The sequence below is a fragment of the Parasedimentitalea denitrificans genome, from assembly GCF_011813015.1.
In the GTDB taxonomy this organism is placed as follows: domain Bacteria; phylum Pseudomonadota; class Alphaproteobacteria; order Rhodobacterales; family Rhodobacteraceae; genus Parasedimentitalea; species Parasedimentitalea denitrificans.
Genome location: NZ_QHLQ01000018.1, coordinates 36,973 through 53,671 on the forward strand (window position 1 = coordinate 36,973; position 16,699 = coordinate 53,671).

At 57.3% G+C, this 16,699-nt stretch carries 20 protein-coding genes; 6 read left to right on the forward strand and 14 right to left on the reverse strand.

The features are described from left to right. Nucleotides 1-3: 3 nt before the first annotated feature. Nucleotides 4-645: a trimeric intracellular cation channel family protein gene (locus tag DL239_RS16085; protein ID WP_167685128.1), complete on the forward strand. Its 642-nt coding sequence runs from the start codon at nucleotides 4-6 to the stop codon at nucleotides 643-645. Nucleotides 646-693: 48 nt separating this feature from the next. On the opposite strand, the gene DL239_RS16090 is transcribed toward DL239_RS16085, so the two are convergent. From DL239_RS16090 to def (DL239_RS16115), 6 genes are read right to left on the reverse strand one after another with little or no spacing between them, the layout of a single operon-like run. Further along, a complete protein-coding gene (locus DL239_RS16090; protein ID WP_167685129.1) occupies nucleotides 694-930 on the reverse strand; it encodes a GlsB/YeaQ/YmgE family stress response membrane protein in 237 nt (78 codons plus the stop codon). Between the two features lie 5 nt (nucleotides 931-935). Next, on the reverse strand, nucleotides 936-1,172 hold the full coding sequence (locus tag DL239_RS16095) for a hypothetical protein (RefSeq protein ID WP_167685130.1): 237 nt from the start codon (nucleotides 1,170-1,172) through the stop codon (nucleotides 936-938). 12 nt (nucleotides 1,173-1,184) lie between these two features. Next, nucleotides 1,185-2,090 carry a methionyl-tRNA formyltransferase gene (gene fmt, locus DL239_RS16100; protein WP_167685131.1) on the reverse strand — a complete coding sequence of 302 codons (906 nt, stop codon included), beginning with the start codon at nucleotides 2,088-2,090 and terminating at the stop codon, nucleotides 1,185-1,187. Between the two features lie 36 nt (nucleotides 2,091-2,126). Further along, the gene (def, locus tag DL239_RS16105) at nucleotides 2,127-2,624 is read right to left on the reverse strand and encodes a peptide deformylase (protein WP_167685132.1); all 498 of its coding nucleotides are present in this window, start codon (nucleotides 2,622-2,624) and stop codon (nucleotides 2,127-2,129) included. Continuing rightward, a complete protein-coding gene (gene def, locus DL239_RS16110; RefSeq protein WP_167685133.1) occupies nucleotides 2,621-3,118 on the reverse strand; it encodes a peptide deformylase in 498 nt (165 codons plus the stop codon). The genes def (DL239_RS16105) and def (DL239_RS16110) overlap by 4 nt, the downstream gene beginning before the upstream one ends. Beyond that, the gene (gene def / locus DL239_RS16115; protein WP_167685134.1) at nucleotides 3,115-3,633 is read right to left on the reverse strand and encodes a peptide deformylase; all 519 of its coding nucleotides are present in this window, start codon (nucleotides 3,631-3,633) and stop codon (nucleotides 3,115-3,117) included. Before def (DL239_RS16115) ends, def (DL239_RS16110) begins: the two co-directional genes overlap by 4 nt. A gap of 96 nt (nucleotides 3,634-3,729) precedes the next feature. On the opposite strand from def (DL239_RS16115), the gene DL239_RS16120 reads away from it, so the two are divergent. Beyond that, nucleotides 3,730-4,902, forward strand: a complete 1,173-nt coding sequence (locus tag DL239_RS16120; RefSeq protein WP_167685135.1) for a MalY/PatB family protein — start codon at nucleotides 3,730-3,732, stop codon at nucleotides 4,900-4,902. Between the two features lie 96 nt (nucleotides 4,903-4,998). Here the strand turns inward: DL239_RS16120 and DL239_RS16125 are convergent, their stop codons facing one another. Then, complete coding sequence (locus DL239_RS16125; protein ID WP_167685136.1) at nucleotides 4,999-5,355, reverse strand: hypothetical protein; 357 nt, start codon at nucleotides 5,353-5,355, stop codon at nucleotides 4,999-5,001. A 218-nt stretch (nucleotides 5,356-5,573) separates the two neighbouring features. Between DL239_RS16125 and DL239_RS16130 the strand changes: the two genes are divergently transcribed. Next, nucleotides 5,574-6,566, forward strand: a complete 993-nt coding sequence (locus DL239_RS16130) for a glutathione S-transferase family protein (RefSeq protein ID WP_167685137.1) — start codon at nucleotides 5,574-5,576, stop codon at nucleotides 6,564-6,566. On the opposite strand, the gene DL239_RS16135 is transcribed toward DL239_RS16130, so the two are convergent. Then, a complete protein-coding gene (locus DL239_RS16135) occupies nucleotides 6,563-6,925 on the reverse strand; it encodes a response regulator transcription factor (RefSeq protein ID WP_167685138.1) in 363 nt (120 codons plus the stop codon). The genes DL239_RS16130 and DL239_RS16135 overlap by 4 nt on opposite strands. Nucleotides 6,926-7,102: 177 nt before the next feature. Here DL239_RS16135 and cobD point away from each other — a divergent pair, with 177 nt between their 5' ends. The 3 genes from cobD to DL239_RS16150 are packed head-to-tail and all read left to right on the forward strand — an operon-like array spanning nucleotide 7,103 to nucleotide 10,183. Beyond that, entirely contained in the window at nucleotides 7,103-8,065 is a 963-nt protein-coding gene (gene cobD / locus DL239_RS16140; RefSeq protein ID WP_167685139.1) for a threonine-phosphate decarboxylase CobD, read from the forward strand. Next, the gene (cbiB, locus tag DL239_RS16145; protein WP_167685140.1) at nucleotides 8,062-8,973 is read left to right on the forward strand and encodes an adenosylcobinamide-phosphate synthase CbiB; all 912 of its coding nucleotides are present in this window, start codon (nucleotides 8,062-8,064) and stop codon (nucleotides 8,971-8,973) included. The genes cobD and cbiB overlap by 4 nt, the downstream gene beginning before the upstream one ends. Before the next feature lie 40 nt (nucleotides 8,974-9,013). Then, on the forward strand, nucleotides 9,014-10,183 hold the full coding sequence (locus tag DL239_RS16150) for a lytic murein transglycosylase (RefSeq protein WP_167685141.1): 1,170 nt from the start codon (nucleotides 9,014-9,016) through the stop codon (nucleotides 10,181-10,183). A gap of 37 nt (nucleotides 10,184-10,220) precedes the next feature. Here DL239_RS16150 and DL239_RS16155 read toward each other — a convergent pair whose 3' ends face one another. From DL239_RS16155 to DL239_RS16175, 6 genes are all read right to left on the reverse strand, one after another. Beyond that, nucleotides 10,221-10,556 carry a YbjN domain-containing protein gene (locus DL239_RS16155; protein ID WP_240931893.1) on the reverse strand — a complete coding sequence of 112 codons (336 nt, stop codon included), beginning with the start codon at nucleotides 10,554-10,556 and terminating at the stop codon, nucleotides 10,221-10,223. Continuing rightward, nucleotides 10,553-10,693 carry a hypothetical protein gene (locus DL239_RS21740; RefSeq protein ID WP_240931894.1) on the reverse strand — a complete coding sequence of 47 codons (141 nt, stop codon included), beginning with the start codon at nucleotides 10,691-10,693 and terminating at the stop codon, nucleotides 10,553-10,555. The genes DL239_RS16155 and DL239_RS21740 overlap by 4 nt, the downstream gene beginning before the upstream one ends. Nucleotides 10,694-10,836: 143 nt before the next feature. Further along, nucleotides 10,837-11,304 (reverse strand): YbjN domain-containing protein, encoded by a 468-nt coding sequence (locus DL239_RS16160; RefSeq protein WP_167685142.1) that lies wholly within the window; start codon nucleotides 11,302-11,304, stop codon nucleotides 10,837-10,839. Nucleotides 11,305-11,374: 70 nt separating this feature from the next. Continuing rightward, nucleotides 11,375-14,830, reverse strand: coding sequence for a chromosome segregation SMC family protein (locus tag DL239_RS16165; RefSeq protein WP_167685143.1), 3,456 nt, complete (start codon nucleotides 14,828-14,830; stop codon nucleotides 11,375-11,377). A 248-nt stretch (nucleotides 14,831-15,078) separates the two neighbouring features. After that, complete coding sequence (locus tag DL239_RS16170; RefSeq protein ID WP_206188488.1) at nucleotides 15,079-15,339, reverse strand: hypothetical protein; 261 nt, start codon at nucleotides 15,337-15,339, stop codon at nucleotides 15,079-15,081. Between the two features lie 82 nt (nucleotides 15,340-15,421). Beyond that, the gene (locus DL239_RS16175; RefSeq protein ID WP_167685145.1) at nucleotides 15,422-16,633 is read right to left on the reverse strand and encodes an aminotransferase-like domain-containing protein; all 1,212 of its coding nucleotides are present in this window, start codon (nucleotides 16,631-16,633) and stop codon (nucleotides 15,422-15,424) included. Nucleotides 16,634-16,699 lie beyond the last annotated feature (66 nt).

Consider the following 16,699-nt stretch of genomic DNA (forward strand, 5'->3'; position numbering starts at 1 on the left):
GTCATGAGCCTTCTGTCCCTGCTGGATTACGCGTCCGTCTTGGTCTTTGCCCTAACCGGAGCGCTGGTCGCCAGTCGCGCCCAGCTGGATATCGTCGGATTTGCCTTTGTCGCCTGCCTGACCGCCGTCGGCGGCGGCACCATCCGAGATCTGCTGCTGGACCGGCACCCGGTGTTCTGGGTGGGCGAACCAACCTACATTCTGCTCGCTACCGGCGCTGCGGTGCTTGTCTTTTTCACAGCTCACCGCGTTGAAAGCCGCCAGACGTTGCTGATCTGGTTGGATAGCTTTGCCCTCGCCATAGCTGTATCCGCCGGTACAGGCGCTGCATTGGAGTTGGACAAATCACCCGTCATTGTGGTCCTGATGGGAATGGCCACCGGCTCGCTTGGCGGGCTGATGCGCGATGTGGTTTGTAACGAGGTCCCGCTAGTGCTGAAACAGGGCGAACTATACATCACCTGCGCCATGGCCGGAGCGATAACCGCGGTAGGAATAGAAGCATTAGGCATCGCCGAGGACTTCGGCCTGCACGACCTCACCGCTCTGATCGCATGCGCCATTGTCTGCTGGGCATTGCGGGCTGGATCAATCCTGTTTGGCTGGCACTTGCCCGTCTACAAAAGCCGTCCGCCAAAAAACTAGGGCTGCGCTTAACCTATCAGCCGGGCAACCGGTTTAAAAAGGCTCTGCCTACTTTTGAAAATAATTCTGCCACAACCAGATCAGCAGCAGCGCCCCCAGCACCGCACCAACAAACCCGGCCAGCATCCCCATCACTGTCAGCAGGAACCGCAACACCAGCCCGCCAATCAGTGCCCCGGCCATGCCGATGACCACCGTGGTCACCACATTCGCTTCGATTTTCATCAACCGCGTCGCCAGAAATCCAGCCGCAGCACCGATGATAATAAGCGCTATAATTGGCATATCCGTCACCTCTTCCAGTGAAAGGGCACAATGATTAGCGCCCCAATTGACGATACAATGGCATTCCAGCCCGCCGCTTGAAACCCGATACCAAACATCAGCCGAACGAAATAGAACAGAAATGCGCCACCAACACAGATGATGATCGACGGAATATAGCCGTTACTGGTGAACCCGGACCGCTCGGCCGCGTAGCCAACAATCCCGGCTATCACCACCGTACCCATCAAGGTCAGAAACATCCGGCTCTCCGTTTAAAAACTGTCGCCCGGCGTTACTGGGAACCCACGCAAGAATACTTCACGATCCTGCGCGCCCTTGCCTGCCCGTTGCAAGCGCAGCAACTCAACTGCACCGGAACCACAAGCAATGGTGAGGCTTTCGTCCAACACTTCACCCGGCGTCCCCTGCCCTTTGGCCAGACGCGAGGCGAGCACCTTGACCCGCTGCCCGCCAAGTTCGCTCCAGGCCCCGGGAAACGGAGAAAGCCCACGAATCTGCCGGTCCACCTCAACCGCCGGGCGGCTCCAGTCGATCCGCGCTTCTGCCTTGTCGATCTTGGCGGCATAGGTCACGCCATCCTCGGGTTGCACATCAGGCGAGAGCCCATCTAGGTGGCGCAGCGCGGTGACAATCAACGAGGCCCCCATCTCTGACAGGCGGTCATGCAACTGCGCGGTTGTTTCCTCTTCGCCAATTGGCGTGCCTTCGCGCAGCAGAACAGGCCCAGTGTCCAACCCGGCCTCCATCTGCATGATACAAATCCCTGTCTCATCATCGCCCGCCATGATCGCCCGGTGAATAGGCGCCGCGCCGCGCCAGCGCGGCAACAGGCTGGCGTGAATATTCAGGCATCCCTTGGCGGGCGCATCCAGAATGACCTGCGGCAGGATCAGCCCATAGGCCACTACCACCGCCACATCGGCGCCCAGCGCCGCAAACTCTTCCTGCGCCTCCGCTGTTTTCAACGACACCGGGTGCCGCACCTCCAGCCCCAGCTCAACCGCGCGGGCATGAACAGGCGTTGGCCGGTCCTTCTTGCCTCGCCCAGCCGGGCGTGGTGGCTGACAATAGACCGCAGCAATCTCGTGCCCGGCATCCACTAAGGCTTCCAAAACCGGAACCGAAAACTCGGGCGTTCCCATAAATATGACGCGCATTGCTCTGCCTTCTGTTTGGGGCGGACTAGTTGGCTCTTAACCGTTCAACTTCTTGGCCTTGCGCAACAGCATGTCACGTTTGACCTTGCTCAGGTTGTCGAAAAACATCTTGCCGTTCAGATGATCAATCTGGTGCTGCACACTGGTCGCCTCGATGCCAACAAAATCCCGTTCTTCAACCTCACCCGCCTCATTCAAGAACCGCACTGTCACCGCACGCGGCCGTTTGATCTTGGCAGACACACCGGGCAGGTTCGGGCTGGCCTCTTCGTGCTCGCGTAGCTCGATCGAGGCATGCAACACCTCGGGGTTGGCCATCTTCACCGCCTTGCCCCGCTCTTTTGATCCATCCACAACAGCCAACCGCTGCATCACCCCGATCTGCGGCGCGCCAAGTCCAACACCGGGCATCGCCTCCATGGTATCCACCATGTCGTTCCAGATGGTGCGGATCTCATCGGTGACCTCTATCACCTCCTCGGCCTGAGTACGCAGGCGCTTGTCAGGCCACGGCAGGCAAATACGGGATGTCATGAGTGTTTCTCCAGAAATTCGGCCTCGGCCTTGCTACGTTCCGCTGCTGGCAAATGGTCAAAGGTCACAACGCCGTTCAGATGATCGAATTCGTGCTGAATGCAGCGCGCCTCGAACCCGTCAAAGTCAGCCATGTGGATGTCCCCCTCGGGCGCGGTCCATTGCACTGTCACCGCCTTGGGTCGCTCAACAGGCACTAGGATACCCGGGATGGACAAGCAGCCTTCCTCGACCACCTCGGGGATACGTTCTGCTGCCATGATGGTTGGGTTGATCATGGCCATCGGCGATTTTTCTCCCTCTTTCCATGTGCAATCCATCACAAACAGCCGCTTCATCACACCAACCTGCGGAGCGGCCATTCCACGACCCTCGGCCGCGTACATCGTCTCGAACATATCCGCGATCAAATCATCCAGATCCTCACCCTGCACAGAATCACAACGCTGAGACAGGCGGGCATCCGGCCAGATCAAAATCGGCAATATGCTCACTTGCGTGCCATCTCGCGTTTCAGCTTTTGCATTTTGCGGGTAATCATCTGGCGCTTCAGCGGCTTTAGGTAATCGATGAACAGCTTGCCTTGCAGGTGATCAATCTCGTGCTGCACACAGGTCGCCCACAGATCATCAAATGTCTCACGCTGTGCATTGCCGTCGCGATCCATCCATTCAACGTCTACCACCTTGGGCCGGGTCACCTCGGCATATTGCTCGGGGATCGACAGGCAGCCTTCCTCGTACACGTTGGTCTCATCCGACGAGGCCACGATAACAGGGTTGAACATCACCAAGGGGCGCGGAGCTTCACCGTCCTCTTTGACACAGTCCAGTGCGATAATCCGGTCCATGATGCCGATCTGCGGTGCCGCCAGGCCAATGCCTGGCGCGTCATACATGGTTTCCAGCATGTCATCAGCCAGCTTGCGCAGATCATCAGTGATATCACTCACTGGCGCACAAACCTTCTTCAGGCGAGGGTCGGGATGGATCAAGATACTACGTTTCATGCCCCCGATTTAGGCCATTGCCTCAACCTCCGCAACGCCCCCCTTGCACCTATCGAAATTAGCAGTAGCTTCACGCCAAGCAAAGGAGTGACCTGAATGAGTTTTGACGACCCTATCGACCGCCGCGGCACCAACAGCACCAAATGGGACAAGATGGAGATGCTATACGGCGTTTCCCCAGATGACGGTCTGGCAATGTGGACGGCAGATTCGGACTACGCCACTGCCCCCTGCGTCATCGAAGCTATCCACAAGGCCGCCGATCACGGTGTCTTTGGCTATTCGTGGGATCACCCCGATTATCTGGCCGCCGTCCAATGGTGGATGAAGAACCGCCACAACTGGGAGATTGAGCAGGACTGGATCCTCACCTCGCAAGGGCTAGGCAACGCCATCGCTCTAAGCTTGGATGTCTGGAGCGAACCCGGCGACGGTGTGGTCATTTTCTCGCCTGTCTACCACGAGTTCGCATCCAAGGTCGCCAAGACAGGACGCACGCTGAACGAATGCCCGCTGAAACGCGAAGGCGACACCTACGTTCTGGATCTCGATGACGCCCAAAGCCGTCTGACCGGCAACGAGAAACTGCTGCTGTGGTGTTCACCACAGAACCCTTCAGGCCGCGTCTGGACACCCGAAGAACTGCGCGAGGTCGCAGCCTTTGCCACCCGCAATGATCTGATTTTGGTTTCGGATGAGATCCACCACGACCTTGTCTACCCCGGCAGCACTTTTGTCCCGATGGACGTCGCAGCCCCTGACGCCCGCAACCGGACCGTAACGCTGACCGCGTCCTCCAAGACGTTCAACATTGCGGGACAACGCACCGGCAACATGATCATCCCAGACGACACACTGCGCAAGGCGATGAAACATCGTCTCTCCACGCTCGACTACGGCGCTGGCAGCTTGGCGATCAACATGATCACCGCCGCCTATTCGCCAGAAGGGGCCGAATGGGTCGACGCACAGATTGCCTACCTTGAAGGCAACCGCGAGATCTTTGACAAGGCGATCAACGCAATCCCTGGCCTGAAGTCACTGCCGCTGAAATCCACCTATCTGGCATGGGTCGATTTTGAAGACACCGGCATGACCCATGACGAGGTTGCAGCCCGCATCCGCGACGTCGCCAAGATCGCAGTCTCCCAAGGCCCCGGATTTGGCGCAGGTGGGGAATTGTTCCAACGCTTCAACCTAGCCACCCAGCGCAGCCGCGTGATTGAAGCCTGCGAACGCATGACCCGCGCATTTTCGGATCTGCAGTAAGCGACTTCAGACGAATCATGCCAACGGCATAGTCGTTATTAGACACTAAAAAGGCCCCGCATTCGGGGCCTTTTCTATTCGATTTGCAAAATGCGTTTAGGCCGCGTCATTCCCGATCAAAGCTACCGGAGCATCCGGCGCGAGATAGAAATCCAGCGCTGGTTTATCCGCAACCGCAGTGGCGCGTTTAAACTCATATTGCATCTCACCGCCCTCGGCCTCGGTTCCTACAATCAGACACTGATACAGGTGATTGGTGCCGTCATATATATCAACCAAACCGCGCAGGTTCGGGACAACCCCATCTTCAACGGCAAAGCCGTCTTTCCACATCCGCAATACTCGATAGACTTCGCCCTCGACACAAACCCGCAGACGGCTGGACTTCTTCATCGCCTTGATACGGGCGGCGTCCAATCCTTCTTGAACTTCTTTCGGTAGGTATGTCGACATCTGGCTAACCTCTACTGTTCCGAATCTAACAGTGCTTTTCTAAAGTCTAAAATCAAGTGAACTTTTTTAAAATTCGACAATCCCATACATCTTTTTCACCATTGGCTCACGTGCAGCAAAGCTTGTGCACCAACGCAGAGGTCTTGCGCGTATCCGGCGATAGGACTGCTCGCCAGTCCACACTATCTTTGCTCCAGAACACAAATAGGAGCAGCCACATGGGACTGTTAATTGACGGAAAATGGCACGACCAGTGGTATGACACTAAAACCACCGGCGGCGCCTTTAAACGCACCGAAGCCAAGTATCGCAACTGGATCACAGCGGACGGCCAGGCTGGCCCCTCTGGTGATGACGGGTTCCAGGCTGAAAGCGGCCGTTACCATCTATATGTCTCGCTGGCCTGCCCCTGGGCGCATCGCACACTGATCTTCCGTCAACTCAAATCCTTGCAGGACCACATCAGCGTCTCAGTCGTGCACCCTGATATGCTGGGCGAAGGCTGGGGCTTTGAAACGGACGAACATGGCGCAACAGGCGACACACTGTTTGGCTATTCAAACCTGCATCAGGTCTACACCCGCGCCGATGCGGACTTTACCGGTCGTGTCACGGTTCCAATCCTATGGGACAAACAGCGCAACGCCATCGTGTCGAACGAAAGCTCCGAAATCATCCGGATGCTGAACTCTGCTTTCAATGACATCACCGGCAATACCGATGACTATTGGCCCGAAGAACTGCGCGAACCGATCGAGGCCGTCAACGCTCGCATCTACAGCACGCTGAACAACGGCGTCTACAAATGCGGTTTTGCCACCACACAAGAGGCCTATGACGCAGCAATAGAGCCGCTTTTCGACACTCTGGAATGGCTAGATGACCTGCTGTCCGAACACCGGTATTTACTGGGTGACACACTAACCGAAGCCGACTGGCGCCTGTTCACCACTCTGGTCCGCTTCGATTCCGTCTATCACCTGCATTTCAAGTGCAATCGCAAGCGGCTGATCGACTACCCCAGCCTTTGGGCCTACACCCGCGAGCTGTACCAATGGCCCGGCGTTGCTGAAACAGTTGGCATGCAGCATATCGTGCGACACTACCACTACAGTCACGAAACCATTAATCCGTATCGGATTATCCCGACCAATCCGGTACTGGACTGGACCGCACCTCACGGGCGCACAAGCGCACGTTCTGCGGCCTAGTGGTGCCCCGCATAATGTTCGACCATCGCCGCCAGATCCTCTGGCGGCGTCCCGCTCTGCACAAATGCACAGGCGTTGGGACTATGGGCAAAGATCGACCCATCTGAGAAGAAACTGGTGTCGGTGACAAAAATCACCCGCGCGTTTGGTCGGCGATAGCTGGCAAAATCAGACACGGCCAGCGCACTGCCATCATCAATCACCAGATCCAGAACGATAATGTCATAATCGTCGTCAGTCAGGGCAATGATTGCAGCCTCTTGACTCTGCACCAATGTAACCTCAGCCCTTTGTCGCTCCAGATGCCCCTTCCAAAGCACCCCCAGATCCGAGCTACTCTCAACAATCAAAACACTCATACAACAACCGGGCACACTCGTTAACACAATGGTTCTCCCACTCGTAACCGTTAAAATAATGTTACCAAATTTTACGGTGATCACCAAGTATGGTTGCCTGATGCGCAGTCTTGCACCATATGCACGTAACCATGTTCAAAGTGGCTGAACCTTCAACAGTATTCGTCAGGCGTTGCCATGCCCAGTTCAACCAATAAAATACCGCAAACTCAAAGAGATCACGGCGGAGGCCTTGACGCCGCCGTGACGCTATATGGCGGCACCCGATCCGACTGGCTGGATCTTTCTACGGGGATCAACCCGGAATCTTTCCCCATACAGAACATACAACCCGAAGCATGGACTGCGCTTCCAGACCACAACGCACACAAGAACCTAATCGAATCAGCCCGAATCACTTGGCAGGTGCCTGCAGGGGCAGCGATTCTCGCCGCACCTGGTGCTTCGGCTCTAATTGCTACTTTACCTGCGCTTGCGTCCCCGAAAACGGTGCAAATTACCCCACCCACATACAATGAACACGCCGCCGGATTTCGCGCCCACGGCTGGGCAGTTAGCGATGCAGGCCCCGCCGAGGCGCGGGTTCTCGTTCACCCTAACAACCCCGATGGTCGGCTATGGTCAGCGCAGGACATCACCGCTCCACTAACCGTCATAGACGAAAGCTTTTGCGACATCTGCCCGGAACAGAGCCTGATTTCATTGGCCGACCACCCCGGCGTCATCGTGCTGAAAAGCTTTGGCAAGTTTTGGGGATTGGCCGGGTTACGGCTTGGATTTGCCATCGGCCACCCAGATCTGATTGCCCAACTGGAAACATGGCAGGGGCCATGGGCGGTTTCAGGCCCTGCACTGCAAATCGGGGCACAAGCCCTACAGGACGACGCCTGGGCCACCACCACCCGCAAGCGGTTAACGCAGGATGCCGAGCGACTGGATGCGCTGGTGCTGGCGCGTGGGGGGCAATTGGTCGGCGGCACGCCTTTGTTCCGCCTATACGAGGTCGACGATGCCGCCGCTTGGCACGATCGGCTTGCCCGCTCTCATATCCTCAGCCGTGTTTTCCCCTACTCAAAAACCTACCTACGCCTTGGCCTACCACCCTCTAACGGTTGGAACCGGCTAGAGGCTGCCCTATGAGCACCGCCGCCATGCTGGTGGCGGCCTTGCTGCTGGATGCCGCGCTGGGTGAACCAAAATGGCTTTGGTCCCGCCTGCCCCACCCTGCGGTCCTGATGGGGAAACTGGTAAATGCGCTGGATCAGAGCCTAAATAGCGGCAGCGCTCTCCGCATAAAGGGCGGTATCACCGCCGCCGCGCTGATCGCAGCCGGGCTGATCCTTGGCTGGCTGCTCTCGCTCTTTGGGCCAATCGTCGAAATCACCTGCGCGGCAATTCTGATCGCACAACGCTCGCTGGTGGATCACCTGTCCGCCGTCGCAACCGGCCTGCGCCGATCTCTACCAGATGGTCAGCGTGCCGTGGCAATGATTGTCAGCCGTGACACCGCCACCATGACCAGCCCCCAAGTCGCACGTTCCGCCATCGAAAGCGGAGCTGAGAATTTCTCGGACGGTATCATCGCCCCCTCTTTCTGGTTTCTGGTTGCAGGCCTACCGGGGCTGCTGGTCTACAAGATGATCAACACCGCCGACAGCATGATCGGCTACCGCAATGACCAATACGAAGAGTTCGGCAAAGCATCTGCCCGTATGGATGATCTGCTCAACCTGATCCCCGCCCGGCTGACCGGCTTTCTGATCGCTCTTGGCAGTGGTCAGTTGCGCCACTGGCGCGCTATCATCAGCGATGCTCACCAACATCGGTCACCTAACGCCGGCTGGCCCGAGGCCGCAATGTCGCGCGCTCTTGGCCTCGCCCTTTCGGGTCCCCGCTCCTACGACGGGCAAATGCGAGATTTCCCGTGGGTCAATGAACCCGCGAACAAAGCGATCAGCGCCTACGACATTGACGCCTGCACCAGTAAACTCTGGCAGGTCTGGGGAATTGCTCTGGCTATGACGGTTGCTTTGGCACTGCTGTTCTAGCTAACAAGGGGCAACCTTTTTTCATTACGGATTGCCCCACATGCGCCTATTGCCCCTTGCCCTAGCGGCCTGCCTTTTACCCGCCTCTGTCTTTGCCCAATGCGGCGGCAGTTTTTCGGGTTTTGTCAAAGACCTGAAACGCGAGGCCATCGACAATGGCCACAACGCTGCCGCCACCAAGGCCTTTTTCAAATCCGTCAAACAAGACCCCAAGGTACTGCGCGCCGACCGCGCCCAGGGCGTGTTCCAGAAACCGTTCATTGAATTCACCCGTCACCTGATCTCGCAGAACCGGGTTGGTCGTGGTCGTTCTATGGCCAAGAAATACAACGCCACCTTTGACCGGATCGAAGCAACCTACGGCATCGACCGTGGCGTACTGCTGGCGTTCTGGGCATTTGAAACGGACTACGGTGCCTTTCAAGGGAACTTTAACACCCTGAACGCGCTGGTAACCCTGTCGCATGACTGCCGCCGCCCCGAACTGTTCCGCCCACAAATCTTTGCTGCGCTAGAGCTCTATGAACAGGGCGCCTTTGACCCGATCAAAACCACAGGCGCATGGGCCGGTGAAATCGGCATGGTGCAAATGCTACCCCGCGACATTCTGGAAAACGGTATTGATGGCGATGGCGACGGCAAGGTCAGCCTGAAAACTTCGGCCCCAGACGCGCTGATGTCGGGCGGCAAGATGCTGTCTCATCTGGGCTGGAACCCCGGCCAACCCTGGTTGCAAGAGGTGACGATCCCCAGCGGATTGGATCTGTCGAAAACAGGCCCTTCGCAAAAGAATTCGGTCTCTAACTGGGCCAAAATGGGCGTTCAGCCACGCGCAGGTTCACTAGCCAACGGCAACCTTCAGGCCTCGCTTTTGCTGCCACAGGGTCACAAGGGACCAGCCTTTCTGGCCTACCCAAACTTCGACGTCTATTTTGAGTGGAACCAAAGCTTTACCTACGTCCTGACCGCCGCTTACTTCGCCACCCGCCTAGAAGGCGCCAGTGTCTATAAGGCTGGGAAACCCGATCAGGGCCTAAGCGGCGCACAGATGAAGCAGCTACAAAAGAAACTACAGGCGCGCGGTTATGATGTGGGTAAGGTCGACGGGATTTTAGGTTCTAAAACCCGTATCGCTGTTCAAAAAGAACAGCAACGTCTGGGCCTGCCCGCCGATGCCTGGCCTACGCCAACTCTGCTGAACAAGCTCTAAAACAGCAAGGGCGGGGAATATCCCCGCCCAGCTAAACTCACCAGTCGATGAACTCTTCGAAATTCTTCTGTTCCCGAACCCACGTGTCGGCCAAAACAATAAAGTCATAATGCGACACGCCGGTCTGACCAAGGTAGACATAGTGCCGGATCTGAGCCGATCCGTTGTCCGAGATATACGCTTGGGGAAACCGGTTTTCCGCATTCCATTCGTTGGCCTTCGCCTTCCGCACCCTACCCTTGGTTTTGTAACCTGAAGCAAACTGGATTGAGTCGCAGTTGGTTTTGTTAGAACAGCCGTAGAAATAGACGACGAAATCCGCACCATCAAAATTTACCTGCAATTTTGGATCACCATCCGAATCTTTGGTCAATTCGACGTCGGCGTCCAATTCATAAAAAACCCCTTCAACCCCTCGGATGAACCAGCGACAATGTTTGGATACTCAGCCGCCAAAATGCCCGGCAGAGCAATCAAGGTTGCTGCCGCAAGTTTAGCTAGAAAATTCATATTCAGTTCCTGTATTTACAATGCAGCCCGTGTGACCTGAGTCACGGACACCTCAAATGCAAACAGCCCCCAACCATTAGGTGAGGGCTGTTGTTATTCCGAATCGCTGGCATTAAGGGATTTGCCCCTCCGCCCAGCTAAACTCACCAGTCGATGAAATCTTCGAACTCAGCTTCGGCTTTGCTCCATTTGGCAACCAGCGCGGCAAAGTCATCCGCATCGATGCCTGCGTTGCCAAGATACAGATCGTGTTCAATCCGGGCTGATCCGCTGTCAGAGATGTACGCGCGCGAGAAACGGTTCTCGGCGTTCCATTGGTTCACTTTAGATTTGCGTACGCTGCCCTCGGTTTTGTAGCCCGAGAAGAACTGGATTGATTTGCAATCGGCATTGTCAGTGCAATCATAGAAATACAAGATAAAGTCCGAACCGTAGTATTCGACCTTCAGCTTCGGATCACCCGCATTGTCCACGGTGCGCTCTACATCGCCACCTTCTTCGACAAAGAACTCAAGCAGAGTGTCAGGGTCAGTTGCCACCAGCATTTCAGCGGATGCCAGCGAAGGCAGGGAAAGCGCGGCAACGGCCGCCAGCTTTGCAATAATTTTCATGTGTATTTCCTTTTTTCTTACAAACTCACGCTATCTAAACTTGGTCCCATCCCGCAAGAAATAAAGGAGATCAGGCCACCATCGCCTCAGCCTTTTTCAGGTCAACCGACACCAGCTGACTCACCCCTTGTTCCTGCATGGTAACACCAAACAACCGATCCATGCGCGCCATTGTTACGGCGTGGTGCGTGATGATCAAGAACCGCGTGTCCGTTTGACGGCACATTTCGTCCAACAAATCGCAGAACCGGGTGACGTTAGCATCATCCAACGGCGCGTCGACCTCGTCCAGCACACAGATCGGCGCTGGGTTCGCCAGGAACACCGCAAAGATCAGCGCCAGCGCGGTCAGGGTCTGTTCACCACCCGACAGCAGCGACAGTGTCGACAGCTTTTTGCCCGGCGGCTGGCACATGATTTCTAGCCCCGCATCCAGAGGGTCGTCGCTTTCAACCATCACAAGGCTTGCCTCGCCGCCGCCAAACAGATGCCGGAACAGCGATGTAAAGCTACCGTTGACCTGTTCAAATGCCGTCAGCAGCCGTTCGCGCCCTTCGCGGTTAAGACTGGCAATTCCGTTGCGTAGGGTCTTTACCGCCTCTTCCAGGTCGGCCTTTTCACTAACCAGAGTGTCGTGCTCTTCCTGTATCTCACGCGCGTCTTCCTCGGCACGCAGATTGACCGCTCCCAATGCATCGCGCTGCCGTTTGTGGCGGTTCACTTCAGTTTCAAGCACTTCGGCGTCGGGCATATCCTCGGGATTGGCATCCAACTGGTCCAGCAATTGCTGCGGCGTCACCTGCTGATCCTCGGTAATCCGCTCGGCAGCATGGGCCACGGTTTCGCGTGCAGCTTCGCTCAGGGCTTCGGCACGGGCGCGGGCCTCTCGTGCCTCTGACGCCAGCCTCTCGGCCTCACGTTCGGTCTGCACCTTGTCACGCAACATGGTTTCAGCCCCGACCAATGCGTCACTGGCCAAGGTCTTGCGCGCCTCCGCGTCCTCGATCGCCTCGGTCAGCTCCTCGCGCTTTTCAGCAATCTCAAATGGAACCGCATTGGCCTCTTCCAGTTCCTCCTGCGAGGCCTCGCGGCGTTCGGCCAGTTCGGTGATCCGCCGGTCAGCGCTGTCTAGGCGGTGCTTCCAGCCACTGATCTCTTTTGTCACCTGTTGCGACCGTTTGGTCCGCGCTTCGCCCTCTCGACGTAACTCGTCATGGGCAGATCTGTTCGACAGCATGGTAACGCGAGCGGCCTCTACTACCTGCTTGACGTCCTCAACACTGGCACGAGCTGTGGACAGGTCGCCAAGCTCCTCTACCGCTTCCTTCGCTTCCAGCAATTGCGCCTGCGCCGCTTCGGCGTCTTCATCATGGCGTGCCACCGCGATGCCCAGCGTCTCCAGCCGTCCCTCGGCCAGGTTTCGGTTGGCCTCTGCCCGGCTAAGCGCCCGCGCACTGTCGGCCACGCGCTGATCTGCAACGCGACGGGCTTGCCGTGCATCCTGATCCGTCTGGGCCACTTGCTCCAACTTACGCACCAGCACCTCATGCGCAGCACGCGCACCGTCGGCGCGGGCCCCTACCCGCTCCATCTCTTGCTTCAATGCTTCCAACCGGTTCAGCTGCTCCAACCGCAGTGCCGCTGCACTTGGTGCATCTTCGGCCCAAGCCCGGAAGCCATCCCAACGCCACAGATCCCCCTCAAGCGAAACCAGCCGCTGTCCCGGCTGCAACTGCGCCTGCAACCGTGGCCCGGTATCGCCATCGACCAATCCAATCTGCGCAATCCGCCGTCCCAGAGTTTCAGGCCCTGACACATGCCGCGCCAAGGGCTGAGCCCCTTCGGGCATCGGTAAATCCCGATCATAGACAGGCAGATCAACCCACCCCGTAGGCCCATCAGCGGCCACCAGCGGCACCCGCAGATCATCCGCCAGCGCTGCCCCCAGCGCCTTTTCATAACCCGGCTCTACGTGCAGTTCGTCCAACACCTGACCGCCCTCAGCGGTGTCGCGTTCCACCAGTTTCGCCAGCGCCGTCACCTCGGCCCGCAACGCGCCCAGTTCACCCTCGGCCTCGGACCGTTGCGCCCTGGCATCCGACTCGCGCGCCTGTGTTTCACCGCGCATCTCATCCGCAGCCACCATCGCCTCTTCGGCTTGCTCCGCTGCCTCTCGGGTTTCTTCCTCTGCTTCGATTGCGGCTTCAAACTCGGATTCCACCCGTGTCAGAGACACTTTTGCCTCGTCCACAGCTGCCCGTGCCTTGTCACCTTCTGCTGTCGCCCGCATCAGTGACCGGTTGTGGTCTTCGACCAAACGCTGCGCCGACTGATGCCGCGCCGCCAACCGGGCCACATCTTCGGTCAACTGCGCCAGATGGTCCTCATGCCCCTGCAAAACACCCGAGGCATCGCGAGACCGTTCAACCGCCTCAGCCAGTCTTTCCTCTTGCCCCTCACCAGCCTTGGACAGTTCACGGGATTCCCATTCCAACTGTTCAATTGTTTCTCCCGCGTCCCGGTTCAACCCGCTTTCACGGTCGATGTCGCGGCCCAGCTGCAAAACCCTGTTGGTAAGAGTCTCAATCGCCTGCCGCGCCTGCGCTTCCTGCGCAGTCAGCGCACCACGCTGCACCACCAACCGCTGCAAAATTGCTGCCGCAATGGCATCCTCTTCCCTCAAGGGCGGTAGATTACTCTCCGCTTCGGTCCGTTGCTCTGCCGCCAGTCGCGCCATGGCTTCAGCCTTGGCCGCCTGAGTAACCCGTGCACGATCGACCTCTTCTGCCTCTTGCCGGGCGTCATCCGCCTCGCGCCAACGGCGATACAGCAACATACCTTCAGCCCGGCGCAGTTGCTCGCCGATATCACGATACCGCTGCGCCTGCCGTGCCTGCCGCGCCAGTTGGGACAGTTGCGACGCCAGTTGCTCGATCACATCATCGACCCGCAGCAGATTGGCTTCGGTGCCCTTCAGCTTCAACTCGGCCTCGTGCCGCCGTTGGTACAGGCCGGAAATCCCCGCCGCTTCCTCTAGGATCCGCCGCCGCGCCTTGGGCTTGGCGTTGATCAACATCGAGATCTGCCCCTGCCCAACCAGCGCCGGGCTATGCGCCCCGGTTGATGCATCGGCAAACAACATCTGAACATCACGGGCCCGCACGTCTTTGGAGTTGGCTTTGTAGGCACTCCCCACATCCCGCGTAATCCGCCGCACAATTTCTAAATGATCACTGTCGTTAAACCCCGACGGCGCCAGCCGCTCAGTGTTGTCGATCTGCAAACTGACCTCGGCAAAGTTGCGCGCCCCGCGTGAACTGGCCCCGGCAAAGATCACATCCTCCATGCCGCCGCCACGCATCGACTTGGGCCGGTTCTCACCCATCACCCAGCGCAAGGCTTCCAAAAGGTTAGATTTTCCACAGCCATTCGGCCCGACAACGCCGGTCAAACCATCCGAAATAATCAGGTCGGTCGGGTCCACAAAACTTTTGAAGCCCGTTAGTCTGAGTTTGGAAAAGCGCAAAACCGCCCCTTTTGATTCCGTCTAACAGAAATGTGAGCGGTTCTAGGGACTTGAGTCAACAATGCAGCCCCAAAACCCAGCCTTTGACGGCCCCATAACCACTATATGTTGCGAATATCACCGCTTTTTCAGGGTTTAGGCGAACATCCATAGGCCGGATAGGCCTGTTCCCTGCCCTATTTCAGCCACTGAAGAACATCCAGGCAGCCATAAAGGCCCTAAACAGCAACACGAAGCCGTGTCAGGTTTTAGCCAAGGATAGAAAAGACCACCAACACCACAATAAGAAGAAGAGAGCCTGTCACAGATAGATTGAGTAGAAGACCATAGCCGAAAAACATTAGAAAAGTTGCAAACAATTCGACGCGGTCTGCAGTCTTAAAGTCTTCGAACTCTCTCGTTTTTTCAAAGGTAATTGATCCAAGCAACATTAATAATGCCCCTACCGGCATTAGCCAATATTCTAGAAGTACACCCAGAAATTCCTGCATATTGGTATTATAGCACATTTAGAGCACCTCAAGCTACGCGCTTGAGGTTTTTTCAGCCAACAGACAACGACTCAGTCCAGACTTGATTAACAGACGCTGTTCAGCAGGTGCGCACCACGTGCCCCAACCGCCGTATGCCTTCATTGATTTCATCCGCATCGGACAGTGAAAAACTCAGCCGAATGGTGTTCGCGCCGCTCTCATCTGCATAAAATGCGCCCCCCGGGACAAAGGCCACACCGACAGTCTCAATCGACTTCGCCAGCAGCGCGGCCCCGTTCAGCCCCGATGGCAAGGTCAGCCAAACAAACATACCACCTTCAGGCCGGGTCCAGCTCACCCCCTCGGGCATATGCTCACTCAGCGCCGCCAGCATCGCATCCCGCCGCTGCCGGTACGCACTGCGCACCGTTTCAACATGACTGTCAAAAATGCGCGAGGCCACATCATGCACCGCAATCTGGTTCAGGCTCGGCGTGTGCAAGTCCGCCGCCTGCTTGATCAGTACCATCTGCGAAATCACCGGCTTGGCCGCAACAACCCAGCCCACCCGCAATCCCGGCGACAGGGTCTTGGAAAACGACCCGCAATAGATCGTCCGGCACTCCTCAATCGATCCCTTCCGCGCAATCTCGGTCGCAAGAACAGGCTGCACCGGGTCCCCGTCATACCGCAGCGACTGATAGGCCGCATCCTCGATCACCGCACAGCCCAACTCCTCGGACAACGCCAACAAATTCTCGCGGCCCTGCTGCCCCAATGTCTCACCCGTCGGGTTGGCAAAATCCGCCGACAGATAGGCAAACTTCACTTCACTGCCATCCGCCCCGGCGCCCTCGGCATAACTTGCCGCCGTGCGGTTGCCACTTACACTCAACTGATCATACCGTGGCTCATAGGCATTGAACGCCGCCAGCGCGCCCAAATATGTCGGATAGCCAACCAGCGCCGTATCACCGGGCGACAGGAACAGTTTGCCCAGATAGTCCAGCGCCTGCTGCGAGCCCGAGGTGATCAGCACGTTGTCCGCATCACAGGGCACACCAATCTTGGCAATCTGCCCCACGATCCATTCCCGCAGCGGCAGATAGCCTTCGCTCACCGAATACTGCAATGACTGCGCCTGCTGATCAGGCTCTAACCCACGGGCAAAGGCATCGGCAAACTCCTGCGCCGGGAAAAGCGCTGGATCGGGAATGCCCCCTGCAAATGAAATCAGCCCCGGCTTGTCCAACAGCTTCAACAGCTCACGAATTTCCGAAGCCGTCATGCGCGACGCGCGACTGGCAAAGCTCTCTGGTAAGGACGACATGCTGGCTCCTGTTCGCTGGTTAGACCTACGAAGCTAAGCAATGCCAATTAAAAGTCAACAATACTG

What these genes read in the sequence shown, in the direction of transcription:
- DL239_RS16160 (WP_167685142.1), bottom strand. Translation starts at nt 11,304, where the DNA reads ATGAAAATTATTGCAAAGCTGGCGGCCGTTGCCGCGCTTTCCCTGCCT.
- cbiB (WP_167685140.1), top strand. Translation starts at nt 8,062, where the DNA reads ATGAGCACCGCCGCCATGCTGGTGGCGGCCTTGCTGCTGGATGCCGCG.
- DL239_RS16170 (WP_206188488.1), bottom strand. Translation starts at nt 15,339, where the DNA reads ATGTGCTATAATACCAATATGCAGGAATTTCTGGGTGTACTTCTAGAA.
- DL239_RS16090 (WP_167685129.1), bottom strand. Translation starts at nt 930, where the DNA reads ATGCCAATTATAGCGCTTATTATCATCGGTGCTGCGGCTGGATTTCTG.
- fmt (WP_167685131.1), bottom strand. Translation starts at nt 2,090, where the DNA reads ATGCGCGTCATATTTATGGGAACGCCCGAGTTTTCGGTTCCGGTTTTG.
- DL239_RS21740 (WP_240931894.1), bottom strand. Translation starts at nt 10,693, where the DNA reads ATGAATTTTCTAGCTAAACTTGCGGCAGCAACCTTGATTGCTCTGCCG.
- DL239_RS16135 (WP_167685138.1), bottom strand. Translation starts at nt 6,925, where the DNA reads ATGAGTGTTTTGATTGTTGAGAGTAGCTCGGATCTGGGGGTGCTTTGG.
- DL239_RS16130 (WP_167685137.1), top strand. Translation starts at nt 5,574, where the DNA reads ATGGGACTGTTAATTGACGGAAAATGGCACGACCAGTGGTATGACACT.
- DL239_RS16150 (WP_167685141.1), top strand. Translation starts at nt 9,014, where the DNA reads ATGCGCCTATTGCCCCTTGCCCTAGCGGCCTGCCTTTTACCCGCCTCT.
- DL239_RS16175 (WP_167685145.1), bottom strand. Translation starts at nt 16,633, where the DNA reads ATGTCGTCCTTACCAGAGAGCTTTGCCAGTCGCGCGTCGCGCATGACG.
- def (WP_167685132.1), bottom strand. Translation starts at nt 2,624, where the DNA reads ATGACATCCCGTATTTGCCTGCCGTGGCCTGACAAGCGCCTGCGTACT.
- DL239_RS16125 (WP_167685136.1), bottom strand. Translation starts at nt 5,355, where the DNA reads ATGTCGACATACCTACCGAAAGAAGTTCAAGAAGGATTGGACGCCGCC.
- DL239_RS16085 (WP_167685128.1), top strand. Translation starts at nt 4, where the DNA reads ATGAGCCTTCTGTCCCTGCTGGATTACGCGTCCGTCTTGGTCTTTGCC.
- DL239_RS16095 (WP_167685130.1), bottom strand. Translation starts at nt 1,172, where the DNA reads ATGTTTCTGACCTTGATGGGTACGGTGGTGATAGCCGGGATTGTTGGC.
- def (WP_167685134.1), bottom strand. Translation starts at nt 3,633, where the DNA reads ATGAAACGTAGTATCTTGATCCATCCCGACCCTCGCCTGAAGAAGGTT.
- DL239_RS16120 (WP_167685135.1), top strand. Translation starts at nt 3,730, where the DNA reads ATGAGTTTTGACGACCCTATCGACCGCCGCGGCACCAACAGCACCAAA.
- cobD (WP_167685139.1), top strand. Translation starts at nt 7,103, where the DNA reads ATGCCCAGTTCAACCAATAAAATACCGCAAACTCAAAGAGATCACGGC.